This is a genomic window from Olsenella absiana (genome assembly GCF_036408855.1).
In the GTDB taxonomy this organism is placed as follows: Bacteria; Actinomycetota; Coriobacteriia; order Coriobacteriales; family Atopobiaceae; genus Olsenella_K; species Olsenella_K absiana.
Map to the genome: position 1 here is coordinate 170,091 of NZ_JAZGJQ010000001.1, position 12,468 is coordinate 182,558.

Annotated in this window: 11 protein-coding genes; 9 read left to right on the plus strand and 2 right to left on the minus strand. The window is 71.5% G+C overall.

Annotated elements, in window-relative coordinates:
- Positions 1–245: 245 nt before the first annotated feature.
- The 8 genes from VXJ25_RS00690 (at position 246) to VXJ25_RS00725 (ending at position 7,214) form a co-directional block, all read left to right on the plus strand.
- On the plus strand, positions 246–626 hold the full coding sequence (locus VXJ25_RS00690) for a desulfoferrodoxin (protein WP_330957284.1): 381 nt from the start codon (positions 246–248) through the stop codon (positions 624–626).
- 101 nt (positions 627–727) lie between these two features.
- Positions 728–2,662 (plus strand): nitrilase-related carbon-nitrogen hydrolase, encoded by a 1,935-nt coding sequence (locus VXJ25_RS00695; protein ID WP_330957285.1) that lies wholly within the window; start codon positions 728–730, stop codon positions 2,660–2,662.
- Positions 2,663–2,743: 81 nt separating this feature from the next.
- Positions 2,744–3,409, plus strand: coding sequence for a crossover junction endodeoxyribonuclease RuvC (gene ruvC, locus VXJ25_RS00700; protein WP_330957286.1), 666 nt, complete (start codon positions 2,744–2,746; stop codon positions 3,407–3,409).
- Positions 3,406–4,038, plus strand: a complete 633-nt coding sequence (gene ruvA / locus VXJ25_RS00705; protein WP_330957287.1) for a Holliday junction branch migration protein RuvA — start codon at positions 3,406–3,408, stop codon at positions 4,036–4,038. The genes ruvC and ruvA overlap by 4 nt, the downstream gene beginning before the upstream one ends.
- Entirely contained in the window at positions 4,039–5,100 is a 1,062-nt protein-coding gene (gene ruvB, locus VXJ25_RS00710) for a Holliday junction branch migration DNA helicase RuvB (RefSeq protein WP_330957288.1), read from the plus strand.
- A 56-nt stretch (positions 5,101–5,156) separates the two neighbouring features.
- On the plus strand, positions 5,157–5,540 hold the full coding sequence (locus VXJ25_RS00715; protein WP_330957289.1) for a hypothetical protein: 384 nt from the start codon (positions 5,157–5,159) through the stop codon (positions 5,538–5,540).
- A 45-nt stretch (positions 5,541–5,585) separates the two neighbouring features.
- Positions 5,586–6,818 (plus strand): cation diffusion facilitator family transporter, encoded by a 1,233-nt coding sequence (locus tag VXJ25_RS00720; RefSeq protein ID WP_330957290.1) that lies wholly within the window; start codon positions 5,586–5,588, stop codon positions 6,816–6,818.
- Between the two features lie 192 nt (positions 6,819–7,010).
- A complete protein-coding gene (locus VXJ25_RS00725; protein WP_330957291.1) occupies positions 7,011–7,214 on the plus strand; it encodes a cold-shock protein in 204 nt (67 codons plus the stop codon).
- Positions 7,215–7,304: 90 nt separating this feature from the next.
- Here VXJ25_RS00725 and VXJ25_RS00730 read toward each other — a convergent pair whose 3' ends face one another.
- On the minus strand, positions 7,305–8,012 hold the full coding sequence (locus tag VXJ25_RS00730; protein ID WP_330957292.1) for an HAD family hydrolase: 708 nt from the start codon (positions 8,010–8,012) through the stop codon (positions 7,305–7,307).
- Between the two features lie 105 nt (positions 8,013–8,117).
- Here VXJ25_RS00730 and VXJ25_RS00735 point away from each other — a divergent pair, with 105 nt between their 5' ends.
- Positions 8,118–9,533, plus strand: a complete 1,416-nt coding sequence (locus tag VXJ25_RS00735; RefSeq protein ID WP_330957293.1) for a Sapep family Mn(2+)-dependent dipeptidase — start codon at positions 8,118–8,120, stop codon at positions 9,531–9,533.
- A gap of 51 nt (positions 9,534–9,584) precedes the next feature.
- On the opposite strand, the gene VXJ25_RS00740 is transcribed toward VXJ25_RS00735, so the two are convergent.
- Entirely contained in the window at positions 9,585–12,359 is a 2,775-nt protein-coding gene (locus VXJ25_RS00740) for an ICP22 family protein (protein ID WP_330957294.1), read from the minus strand.
- Between the last annotated feature and the right edge of the window lie 109 nt (positions 12,360–12,468).

Consider the following 12,468-nt stretch of genomic DNA (forward strand, 5'->3'; position numbering starts at 1 on the left):
TGGCACCTAGCTGGCCTCCGCGCCTCGGCCCCTCGGCCCGCGCGGTGCCCGCCCCCGACCCGGCGCCTCCCGGGCCGCGTCGCCCCGGGAGGCGCCGGCTGCCGCACGCGGCGCGACGTCCGCCCTTTCGCGGAATAAACGCTACCTAACAGGTAACAGATGCTTCGACGCGCGTATACTAGGTCCCGTTGGGGGGAACATACCTAACGTCGTGCATGTGCGCGACGAGGAGAGAGAGGAAGAGCATGGCTGAGGTTACGTTCTACCGTTGCAACAAGTGCGGCAACCTTGTGGCCGTCGTCAACAAGGGTGGCTGCACGCCCACCTGCTGCGGCGAGCCGATGGAGGAGCTCAAGGCCGGCTCCACCGACGCCGCCACTGAGAAGCACGTGCCCGTCCTTGAGACCGACGGCCACAAGCTGACCGTCACGGTCGGCTCCGTCGAGCACCCGATGCTCGAGGAGCACTACATCCAGTGGATCGCCCTCGCGGCGGACGACCGTCTCTACATCCGCTACCTCAAGCCGGGTGACAAGCCCACGGCGAAGTTCTGCATCAACGGCGCGAACGACGTCACGGTCTACGAGTACTGCAACCTCCACGGCCTCTGGAAGGCCGACCTGTAGGTCCGAGGTCAAAAGTTCGTGAGAAGCTGCCAGCCGTGAGCCTCGCGGCTGGCAGCTTTTTCTACCATGGGTTTTCGGGACAGCGGCGTCTGGAGGTCTCCATGAAGCTCTCGATCGCACAGATAGACACGCGCGCGGGCGACTTCGCCCGCACCGCGGAGCGCGTCGTCTCCATCTCGGAGGCCGCGGCGGCCCAGGGGGCGGACCTCCTCCTGCTCCCGCTCGCAGCGCTCACCGGCCCGCTTCCGGTCCAGTACGGCGACAGGGAGGGCTACCTCGTCGACCTCTCCGAGGCCCTCTCGGACCTCTCCGCCCGCCTCGCCTGCCCCTGCCTTGCCCCGATCGTGTGCGACCTGGACGGCGACCCGCTTCCCGAGGCCATGCTGCTCCGGGACGGCGACGTCGTGCCGCTCAGGATGTCCTCCTACCTCGCAGGCCTCGCCGGGATGGGTGCGCGGGAGGACGACGAGTCCGACGACGGCCCCCTCACCCTCGAGGTCGGCGGCGTCGAGCTCGCCGTGGCCTTCACCTACGATGACCTCGACGACCTCCTGGACGAGCGGCCTGAGGTCGACGCCGTCGTCTACTTCGCCGGCTTTGGCTACGCGCTCGATGACGCCTCCTCCGTGCTCGCCGCCGACCTCACCGAGGGGCGCTACGTGGCGGACGCGCGCGAGCTGGACGCGTGGTTCGTGGGCGTCGGCTCGGTGGGCGGCTACGGCACCCAGGTGTACACGGGCTCGAGCTTCGTCCTCGCGCCGTGGGGCCAGCTCGCCGCCTGCGCTCCGAGCTTCGAGGAGGCCGTGGTCACAGCGGAGGTCGACCCGGCTGCGGAGGGCCCGCTCGCCCGGCCGCTGCCGCCCGAGGTCTTCAACAAGCCGCTGCACCTCTGGGAGGCGCTCACGCTCGGCCTGCGCGACTACCTGGGCAAGCTCGACCTCGGCGAGGTCGCGCTCGCCCTGGACGGCGGCGCGGGGACGCTCCTGCTCGCGACCCTCGCCTCGGACGCGCTGGGCCCCACGCACGTGCACGCCGTCCTCGCCGAGGGCGTCACGGAGGAGGGGGCGGCCGCCTCGCGCGAGCTCGCCCGCAACCTCCACCTGGACCTGCGCGAGGGGGCGGACGCCCCCGCGGCCGAGGCCATCGCGCACGCGCCCGCCCCGGCGCCCGCGGCGGTCGCCACGAGCAGGGCGCAGGTGCCCTTCGGACGAGACGAGGCGCTCCTCCACGACCTCACCGCGGTCCGCGTCTCGGCGCTTGCGCGCGAGGTCGCGGGCATCGCGCTCACGGCCGAGGACAAGACGGCGCTCGCCCTCGAGGCCGCGCCCGGCACCTGCACGCCGTCACAGCTCATGCCCCTGGGGGACGTGTACCGCTCCGACGTGCTCGAGCTCGCCCGGCTGCGCAACACCATCTCTCCCGTCATACCGGCCGCGGCCATGCGTGACTTCCGCGTGCCCGACGTGGAGGGCCTCGCCTCCGCCGCGCCGACCGACGCGGAGCGCCTCGCCCTGTGCGACACCGTGCTCGCGAGCCTCGTCGAGTGGGAGCAGCCGCTGACGGACGTCGTCGCGCAGCGCGGGGAGCCCGTGGTCGTCCGGGCCATAGCCCGTCGCCTGCGCGATCGCGAGCCCTTCCGGCTCGGTCGCACCCTCTGCCTCATGGTCTCCTCGCGCACGCTCTACGACGCGCGCTCGCCGCTCGGGCTCGCCTGGCACGACCGCGTCCGCGGGGAGGGCGAGCGCATGAGCGAGCGGCAGCTGATGGACTACCTGCAGGAGCTGACCGAACGCTCGCTCGACCTCGCCGGCGGCGGGGAGGGAGCCCAGGGGGGAGCCCCGGGGGAGGACGCCCGCGAGGACGAGGACGCAGGCCCCCGGGACGTGCGGGACGTCCTGGGGCTCCTTCGCGACCTCGCCCGCGGCGACCTCGGCGACCGCCTCGGTCGGGACGGGGAGGACGGCCTCGGCGGCGGCCAGCAGGGGATGGGGCCGACCGGCCCCCTGTCCTGGGGCGGGCCCTTCTCGGAGAACTGACGGCCGTACGCTTCGGGGTGTGGTAGGATAGAACAACCGTTCGTCGCTCCTCGGAGCCCGGCCCACGTCGGAGGTGGTCCCTTGGTTATCCTGGGCATAGACCCGGGGCTCGCGCACACGGGCTGGGGTGTCATAGAGACGCGGGGCTCGCTCGCCCGCGCGCGGGCCTACGGCTGCGTCGCGACGGATGCGGACGAGCCCCTGGACCGTCGCCTCGGGAGGATCTTCGACGAGGTGGAGTCCGCCATCGCCACCTATGCCCCCACGGACGCGGCGGTCGAGAAGATCTTCTTCGGGGAGAACCAGCGCTCGGCCATCGCCACGGCGCACGCGCGCGGGGCCGCCATCGTGGCCTGCTCGCGCTACGGCCTCGCCCTGGGGGAGTACACGCCGATGCAGATCAAGCAGGCGGTCGTCGGGACGGGCAGCGCGGACAAGCGCCAGGTCATCTACATGGTGCGCAACGTCCTGGCGCTCGACCACGACCCGCGGCCGGACCACTGCGCAGACGCTCTCGCCGCCGCCATCTGCCACGCCAACCTCGTGCGCACGCGCACCATCACGAGGGACGCGGCGACCGTGGCGGTCGCGGCGCAGGAGCGGGCGGAGCGGGAGCTGCGTGCCGCCGAGCGCCGCGAGGAGACGGCGGCGGCCACGGCGGCGAGGGTCGCCATAGGCGAGGGCGGGCGCGCCAGGGACAGGGGCGTCCTCGGGAGGTCACGTCAGAGCAGGAGGAACTCCAAGTGATAGCACAGCTCACGGGCACGCTCCTGGAGGTGCTGCCGAGCCGCGTCGTGCTCGACGTCGGCGGCGTCGGCTTCGAGATGGGCGTCTCGTCCACCACGGCGAGCTCGCTGCCCCAGGTGGGGGAGGCGGGGGTGACCCTGCTGACGCGCCTGGTGGTGCGCGAGGACGCGATGGAGCTCTACGGCTTCTCCTCGCGCGAGGAGCGCGCGCTCTTCGACAAGCTCCGCGCCATCAGCGGTGTGGGCCCCAAGCTCGCCCTCTCCGTCCTCTCGACGTTCACCCCCGAGGGGCTCTCCTCCGTGGTCGTCTCGCAGGACGCCGGCGAGATGGCGCGGGTGCCCGGCGTGGGCAAGAAGAAGGCGAGCCGGCTGCTCGTGGAGCTCTCGGACGTCTTCGCGCGCGACCCGGAGCTCCTCGGCCTCGCCGCCACCGCCCCCGCCACGGCCTCTGGCCCCTCGACGCCCGGCGCCGCGGGCACGCTCGCGGACGAGACGACAGAGGCCCTCCTCGCGATGGGCTTCACGCCGCAGGAGGCGGAGCTCGCCATCAAGGGGCTCGACGAGGCGGGCGCCACGACCATCGAGGCCGCCGTCTCCTTCGCGCTCAGGCGCCTGGGGAGGGGAGCCTAGATGTGGGAGGCAGACAAGGACGACCTCTTCGAGGACGCGGGGGGTCGCGCACGGCGCTCGGAGGCGCCGTCGGTCACGGGCGAGCTCACCGAGGACGACCTCGACGTCGAGCACAGCCTGAGGCCGGCGAACCTCGTCGACTACATCGGCCAGGACCGCATCCGCGAGAACCTCCGCGTCCTCATCGCCGCCGCCAAGGACCGCGGGGAGACCCTCGACCACGTGCTGTTCAGCGGGCCTCCCGGCCTGGGCAAGACGACGCTCGCCAACGTCGTCGCCAACGAGATGGGCGCCCGCCTGCACACGACCTCCGGCCCCGCGATTGGCAGGACCGGGGACCTCGCCGCCATCCTCACCAACCTCGAGGAGGGCGACGTCCTCTTCGTCGACGAGATCCACCGCCTGAGCCGCCAGGTGGAGGAGGTGCTCTACCCCGCGATGGAGGACTTCTTCCTCGACATCGTGATCGGCAAGGGTCCGGCCGCCCGCTCGATCAGGCTGGACGTGCCGCACTTCACCCTCGTAGGAGCGACGACCCGCACCGGCCTGCTCACCGGCCCGCTGCGCGACCGCTTCGGCATCTCCTACCGCCTCGACTACTACGACGTGGCCGACCTCTCGCGCATCGTAGAGCGTTCGGCGAGGATCTTGGGGGTCGACATCGACGGGCAGGGTGCGGCGGAGATAGCCTCGCGCAGCAGGGGCACGCCGAGGCTGGCGAACCGCCTCCTCAAGCGCGTGCGCGACTACGCTCAGGTCCGCGCCGACGGCGCCATCACCTGGGAGGTGGCGGCCGAGGCCCTCTCCTTCTTCGAGATCGACGAGATGGGCCTCGACTGGATGGACGCGAAGATCCTGCGGGCGCTCTGCGAGACCTTCAGGGGCAGGCCGGTCGGCCTCACGACGATCGCCTCGGCCGTGGGGGAGGACCCCTCGACCCTCGAGGACGTCTACGAGCCCTACCTCATGCAGCGGGGCCTCGTCATCCGCACGCCCCAGGGCCGCCAGGCGACGCTGGCCGCTTTCGAGCACCTCGGGGTGGAGCCGCCCAGCGCGGGCTAGGCCGGGGTCGTATCATGGTTCCCCGCCGGGGGCGGGGAGGTGGAAGGGAGAGGTCCATGCTCCAGCACGACTACATCCTCGAGCTCATCCAGGAGTTCGCGCGCACGGTGAGCGCCGCGCTCGCCAGGGCGCGGGAGCTCCGCGACCCCGCGGCCGTCAGGGAGGTCGAGGGCGCCATCGGAGGGCTCCTCGAGCTCGACGCGGACACGGCGATGTCGCTCGCGCCCCAGTCGCTCGTCACCATGATGACGCTGGCGGGCACGGGCGACGCGGTCGCCGGCTACGTCTCCTACGCGCTCGAGCAGCTGGCGGGCGTGATGGAGGAGATGGGCGAGGACGAGCTGGCAGAGCTCAGGCACGAGCAGGCCGACGCCGTGGCGGAGGCCTTCGACGTGTCGAAGGAGGAGGTCCCGGAGGAGCTCCGGGTGACGATGGAATAGGATGCTGGCGCTGGCATGGGCCCCGCCGCAGGTTGGAGGTGCCTCGTGAGCGAGGTTGCAAGCGAGTCCGAGGAGCCAGGGCGCACCGCGCCCGGCACGGAGGGCGCGGAGGGCGTGGCAGGTACTGGTGGCGCGTTTCCGAGGGGCTCTGCCGACGACGGCGCGCCGCGCCAGCCGGACCGCGAGCGGAGGATCGTCCGCACGAGCTACGTCGGCGTCGCGGTCAACGTGGGCCTCGTCGTCGCGAAGGCACTGGTGGGCCTCGCGGCGGGCTCGCTCGCGATCGTGCTCGACGCGGTCAACAACCTGACCGACGCGGCCTCCTCCGTCGTCACGATAGTGGGGGTCCGGATGGCGGCGAAGCCCGCCGACCGCGAGCACCCCTTCGGACACGGCAGGATCGAGTACCTGAGCGCCATGGGCGTCGCCGCGATCGTGATGGGCGCGGGCGCCTCGTCGCTCATCGAGTCGGCGCGCAAGCTCCTGAGCCCGAGCCCGGCGACGTACGACGGCGCCACCATCCTCGTCCTCGTGATGGCGACGGTGGTCAAGGTCGCGCTCGGCCTCGGCTTCAGGCGGGTCGGGCGCGAGTCGAGGAGCGACTCGCTCGAGGCCTCCGGCGCAGACGCCCTGTTCGACGCCCTCATCTCGCTCACGACGCTCTTCTCCGCCGTGGTGCAGATGACGCTCGGTGTCGACCTCGACGGAATCCTCGGCGCGGCGATCGCCCTGGTCATCGTGAGGAGCGGCTACCAGATGTTCCTGGGCCCCCTCAACCGCCTGCTCGGGACCCGCCAGGACGTGAGCTTCGGGAGCGACATCCAGCGGGACGTGGCGGACATGGCGGGGGTCCTCGGCGTCTACGACCTCACGCTGCACAACTACGGTCCCGAGAGCCTGATCGGCACCCTCAACATCGGCGTGCCGGACACCATGACCGCCCACGAGATCGGCGACCTCACCCACAGGATCTCGCGGCTCGTGCGGGAGCGCTACGGGGTCAACCTCACGGTCGGCATCCACGCGGTGAACACCAGCTCGCCGGAGCTCGCCTCGATGGAGCGCAGGATCCAGGGCCTGGCCGAGAGCTACCTCGGCGTGAGGCAGGTGCACGGCATCTACATCGATCCCAAGGACAAGGACGTCTCCCTCGACGTGATCCTCGACTTCGACGTCGCGGACGCCTCCGAGGTCGGCTCCCAGATCAGGGAGCGCCTCGAGCGCGAGTACCCGGGATACCGGGTGGTCGTGGACGTGGACCGCGACTACGGCGAGTAGCGCCGGCGGGCGCACCTTGGACCCATTTCCCTTATCGCACGGCGTCTTCCCAAATATAAAGTGGCCATCGATTGGTGAAACACTAGGGCGTTGGTAGGGGTATTATGTTCTCCGTGGCCTACGGGTCATAGGCATCGCGCCTTCGGGCGCAGAGTTTTTGCCCCGAAGGGGCAAAAGAAAGAAAGGCACGACATGGCACAGGGTACTGTTAAGTGGTTCAACCCCGACAAGGGCTATGGCTTCATCTCCCGCGAGGGTGGCGACGACCTGTTCGTCCACTACAGCGAGATCCAGATGGACGGCTTCAAGACGCTGGACGAGGGCCAGGCTGTCGAGTTCGACATCACGACCGGCCAGAACGGCAAGCTCCAGGCTTCCAACGTCCGCAAGCTCTAGGTAGCCTCCGAGCGAGCTGACAAGCATCGCGAAGACGCCCGCGCCGCCCTCCGGGACGGCGCGGGTTTTTCATGCCGGGACCCGACAGCCCTAGAGCGCGTCCGCGCCGCCGAGGTAGATGTCGCGCCAGTCGCTGAGGAAGAGGTCGGAGACGCGCCGAAGCTCGGCGACCTGCTGGGTGGGGTCGCCGCTCAGGACGCCGCAGGTCATCATCTGCGCCCTGCGCGCGGAGAGGACGCCGACCACGATGTCCTCGAAGACGAGGCAGCGGCCGGGGTCGACGCCCAGGCGCCGCGCGGCCTCGAGGTAGATCGTGGGGACGTCCTTCGCCGCACCGACGTCGGCGCTGTGCACGCGCTCGTCGAAGAGGGAGGAGACGTCGACGCGCTGCATCGAGTCGAGCACGTCGGGGTCGTTGGTCGTCGCGAGCGCGCAGGGGACGTGCGCCGCCCTCAGCGCCCTGATGTAGGCCTCGGCGCCCGGCCTCAGCGCGACCCGGGTGCGGTAGAGCGCCCTTCCCATGCGGTTCCACTCGGCGCAGATGTCCTCGGGCCGCTCCTTGAGCCCGAAGCGCTCGATCGTGTACCGGGCGCCCGCCTCGAAGCCGAGGGCCGACAGGGCGCGCGAGTAGTCGTCGGTGAACTCGAGCCCGCGCTGGCCGAGGAAGGCGAGGTCGACCTCTCGCCAGACCGCCGCCGTGTCCGCGATCGTGCCGTCGAAGTCGAAGATCGCCGCCTCGAAGCGCGGGGGCCACAGCGCCTCCGGCGCCCTTCGCCGCCCCTGGCCCGCATCCGTCATGCCACTGCCCCCCAGCCTGCCGTTTTGCTAGTCCGACGCCAAACGATACACTAAGGGGTCGTGCAGACACAACGCGGCGCGCACGCGCGCAGTTAGGAGCGAGACATGGCAGACGAGGAGCTCAAGGCCGAGGTCGACGCCTACGTCGACGAGGTCTGGGAGGACGCGGTAAGAGACATCGACTACCTCGTGCAGGTCGAGTCCGTCGAGGACCTCGAGGGCGCGGCGCCCGGCAGTCCCTGGGGCAAGGCGCCCCGCGAGGCGCTGGGTCGCGGCCTCGAGGTGGCCTCGAGGCTCGGCCTCGAGGCGCACGACTGCGAGGGCTACATCGGCTTCGCGGACCTGCCCGGCGCCTCTGAGCGCTACCTCGCCACCATCGCGCACGCCGACATCGTGCCGCTCGGGATCGGCTGGACCTTCGACCCCCTGCACGTCACGCGCAAGGACGGCTACCTCGTCGGCCGCGGCGTCCTCGACGACAAGGGCCCCCTCGTGATGTCGCTCTACGCCGCCCACTTCTTCCAGCGCCATGTCGAGCGCACCGGGGAGCGCCTGCCTTTGACCCTGCGTGCGATCGTGGGCTGCAACGAGGAGACCAACATGGGCGACGTGGACTACTACCTCGCCCACTACCCGGAGCCCGAGTTCCTCTTCACCCCCGATGCCAACTTCCCGCTGATCTGCGGCGAGAAGGGCCTCTACTCCGGTACCTTCAGGAGCGGGGTCGTCGCTGACAGGATCGTCGAGCTCGACGGCGGCACCGTCGGCAACGCGATCCCGGGCCTCGCCACCGCGCTCGTGCGCGCGGATGCCGCCGAGCTCCCCGCAGCCGAGGGCATCGACGTGGAGCCTGCGGCGGACGGCCTCTGCAAGCTCACGGCCCACGGCAGGGGAGGGCACGCCAGCATGCCCGCGGGCACGCTGAACGCGATCGGCATGCTCGTCGGCTACCTGCTCGACAACGGCCTCGTGGCCGGGGCCGAGCGCGACTTCCTCGAGCTCGAGCGCGCCGTCTTCGCCACGACCGACGGGTCGAGCCTGGGCATCGCGTCCGCAGACGGCCTCTTCGGGCCGCTCACCTGCATCGGCGGCACCGTGCGTACCGAGGGCGGCCGCTTCGTGCAGACCGTCGACTCCCGCTACCCCAAGTCGACCACCGGCGAGGCCATCACCGCCGCGCTCGCCAAGCTCGCCCGCGCCCACGGCGCCGAGTACGAGCAGGGCAGGGACGTGCCGCCCTTCTACACCGACCCGAGCTCTCCCGAGGTCCGCACGCTCCTCGACACCTACAACGAGTACACGGGCGCGCACGGCGAGGCCTACACCATCGGCGGGGGCACCTACGCGCGCCACTTCGCCAGGGCGGCCGCCTTCGGCCCCTGCGACCCCGAGGCGCCTCAGCCGTCGTGGGTTGGCCCCGAGCACGGCCCCGACGAGGGCATAGCCGAGGACCAGCTCAAGCTGGCGCTCAAGATCTACATCGTGAGCATCGCGCGCCTCATGCGCCTCTACGAGGCCTAGGGCGCTTCGAGAGTTCGCCTAGCGGCCCGGCCTCGCGGCCGGGCGTGCGGCCTACTGGTCCGGCTCGCCCTCAACCGAGCGCATGATGCCCATGATCACGTCGTCGCCCGTCTCGCTCGCGAGCACGTCGATGAAGCTCTTGGCCACGGGGAAGAGCTCGGCGTCGAAGGAGGCGGAGAGCCCCTCGGCGAAGATCCTCTCCATGCGCTCGGTCGGGGCCACCGGGATGCCGTAGGCCTCGAGCAGCGCGCTCACGCGCTCGGGGTCCGCATCGACCTCGTCGCCCTCGCCGAGAAGCGAAGCGAGGTAGGCGAGCTCCGTCGCCACGAGCGGCACGGGCTGCCTGACGATGCCGAGGATGCGCAGGTAGCAGGCCTGGGCGGCGAGCAGGTGGTGCTGGGCCCACTCGATGTGGGCGAGCTGGTAGTAGGCCATCGCGGCGCTGGTGGCGTCGTGGGCCTCCTCGAGGAAGCGGCAGAGGAGCCCCGTGGCCTCCTCGGTCGCGCCCTGCGCCATGAGGCTCGAGCTCAGGACGAAACAGGCGCGCGGGCTCATGGGTGCGACCTCGGCCGCCCTTCTCGCCCAGCGCGTCGCCCGCTCGGGCTCTCCCTGCACGAGCAGGGCGCCGGAGAGCATGATGAGGGCCTCGACGTAGGAGCGAGGCACGAGCCTCAGCTCGCGCCCGTCGTCCCCGTGCAGGCGGTTGTAGAAGGTCCGGTCGACGTAGCTGCCGAAGTAGCGGAAGACCGTGTCCGCCCCGTCCTCGAAGTCCCCTTTCTCCTCGATGGGCGCAAGCGCCCCCTCGAGGGTCTCCACCATGGCAGGGAAGCGCTGGTCGCCCGCGAGGCCGTTGGCCCGCTCGACCGCGCGAGAGAGGTCGTCGCCGTGGACGAACTCCTCGCGAACGGCGAGCCCGTCGTCGTCGGAGAGGCTGCCGTCGATGAGTCGGCGCGCGGTGCGCCGCGCGGCCCGTGAGACGGAGTCGTCCTCGGCGCGCTTGGCCAGGTCGAGCATCATGCGCACGTTGGCGGCCGTGGACGAGCCGAGCCCGCGCACGACGTCGTCGGCGACCTGCGAGCGCAGGCCCTCCTCGTCTATGGCGAGGTCGGAGACGCGCGTGGCGCCCAGGGCCCTGGCGTAGCGCTCGGGCAGCACCCTCTCCGAGGAGTTGGGCAGCTCGTAGCGGCGCGGCGGACAGAACCGCTCGTCGTCGAGGGAGAAGCCCATCTCGACCGGCCTGAGTACGCCGCCCTCGTGGTGGAGGTGGCCCCCGAGGCACTGGTAGCAGGAGATGGGGTCCACGATGCCGTCGAGCTCGAGCCACGAGAAGGCCGAGCGCGAGAAGCGCGCGTGGTAGTAGCAGGTGCGGCTGCTCGGCGTGTCGAGGACGCCCTGGACCCAGACGTGGCGGACGCGCTGCGAGGTGTGGAAGGCGCAGGCTGCGAGCGAGAGGCCGACGCGCAGGGCGTACCTGGACGCCTCCTTGCGGCGCATCTCGCCGGAGGTGGGCACGACGCCCAGCCCCTCGACGTAGGCCGATCGCGGGAAGACGGACGCGGGGGTGAGGTCCACCTGGATCGCGACGTCGCCGAGCGCCAGGTTGCAGCGGTAGTTGGCGGTGAGGCGGTAGGGGAGGCGGATGACCTCTATCGCCCAGGAGAGGGCGCGCCGGACCGCCCACTCGCCGTTGGGGTTCTCGCCCGCGCCCGTCGTGCGCACGGTCGCCCTGCCGTCGACGTTGGGCACCTGCGCGCAAATCGAGCTGCAGAACCCCTGGTAGATCCTGTAGGCGCCCTCGAGGTCGAGCTGGTCCGCCACCTCGGTGCCCGCTCTCTCGGCGAAGGTGTGCACGAGCTGGGCGGCGTTCAGGGCAGCCTCCAGCGAGATGATCCTGAGCTTGGCGGCGTAGGTCATCTCGGTCGCGGCGTAGCGCAGGTAGAAGAGGCCGGTGAGGCGCAGGCGGATGCAGGAGAGCTCGGGGAGCTCGACCGAGTCGTCCATGAGGCCGGCGTCGTCCAGCTGGCGGGCGAGGAAGGACTCCTCGACGGTGGGCGCCTCGGCCTCGGGGTCGACGTCGGCGTCTATCTCGCGGCGGTGGACGTCGTCCACGACGAGTCGCATCTCGGCGACGGGGTCCGGGGAGGCCAGGATGCGCTCGCAGGCGGCCTCGAAGGGCGAGGCCTCGCGCGCGGGCTCTTCCTGGGTCGCGAGCGCGCCCCCCTCCGGTCCGCCCGCGTCGGCGGGCACCACGTCCCCCTCCGGGTCGCCGAAGCCACCCGTCCCTGAGGTCGCGAGGGCGGAGGGGGAGCTCCCGTCTCCGTCGTCCTCGCCTGCGACGGGCTCCGCGGCGGCCTTCGCCTCGCCGTCCGCAGCTGCGGCCCCGTCCTCCGGGGCCGAGGCGTCCTCATCCCTCGCGGCGGGTCCTGCCGCCAGGTGGCCCTCGGCGTCGCGTCCGGCCTCGTCCGTGCCTTCGGCCTCGTCTGGGTTCCCGGCTGCGCCCGTGCTCGCGTCGGCGCCCGTGCCTTCGGCCTCGTCCGAGCCTGCGTCAGCCTCGGGCGAGAAGGACGCGCCCTCGCGACCGTCGCGCGCATGCCCCCCGGCGCCCTCCATGGACGCCACCCGCGCGGTGCCCGCCCGCGCCGCGAGCGACGCGACGCCGACGGCGACGAGGCCCAGGACGCCCGCGGGCAGGAGGAGGGCGGGCAGGCCGAGCGCGGGCGTCGCGACGGCGAGCGCGAGGCACGCCGCAGCGGCCCCCGCGCGCGCGTGCGAGGCGCGCCGCGCCCTCTCGACGTCGGCTTCCCTGTCCCTCGTGTCCCTTTGCATCGCGAACGGCTTCCTTCCGTAGACTACTGAGAGCTTATACCCCGAAGCCTTATGGGGGAAATCCCGGGATACGGGGCCTCCACGGGCTTGTGGTAGGCTTCTCTGGCAG

What these genes read in the sequence shown, in the direction of transcription:
- VXJ25_RS00690 (WP_330957284.1), top strand. Translation starts at nt 246, where the DNA reads ATGGCTGAGGTTACGTTCTACCGTTGCAACAAGTGCGGCAACCTTGTG.
- VXJ25_RS00695 (WP_330957285.1), top strand. Translation starts at nt 728, where the DNA reads ATGAAGCTCTCGATCGCACAGATAGACACGCGCGCGGGCGACTTCGCC.
- ruvB (WP_330957288.1), top strand. Translation starts at nt 4,039, where the DNA reads ATGTGGGAGGCAGACAAGGACGACCTCTTCGAGGACGCGGGGGGTCGC.
- VXJ25_RS00715 (WP_330957289.1), top strand. Translation starts at nt 5,157, where the DNA reads ATGCTCCAGCACGACTACATCCTCGAGCTCATCCAGGAGTTCGCGCGC.
- VXJ25_RS00725 (WP_330957291.1), top strand. Translation starts at nt 7,011, where the DNA reads ATGGCACAGGGTACTGTTAAGTGGTTCAACCCCGACAAGGGCTATGGC.
- VXJ25_RS00730 (WP_330957292.1), bottom strand. Translation starts at nt 8,012, where the DNA reads ATGACGGATGCGGGCCAGGGGCGGCGAAGGGCGCCGGAGGCGCTGTGG.
- VXJ25_RS00735 (WP_330957293.1), top strand. Translation starts at nt 8,118, where the DNA reads ATGGCAGACGAGGAGCTCAAGGCCGAGGTCGACGCCTACGTCGACGAG.
- VXJ25_RS00740 (WP_330957294.1), bottom strand. Translation starts at nt 12,359, where the DNA reads ATGCAAAGGGACACGAGGGACAGGGAAGCCGACGTCGAGAGGGCGCGG.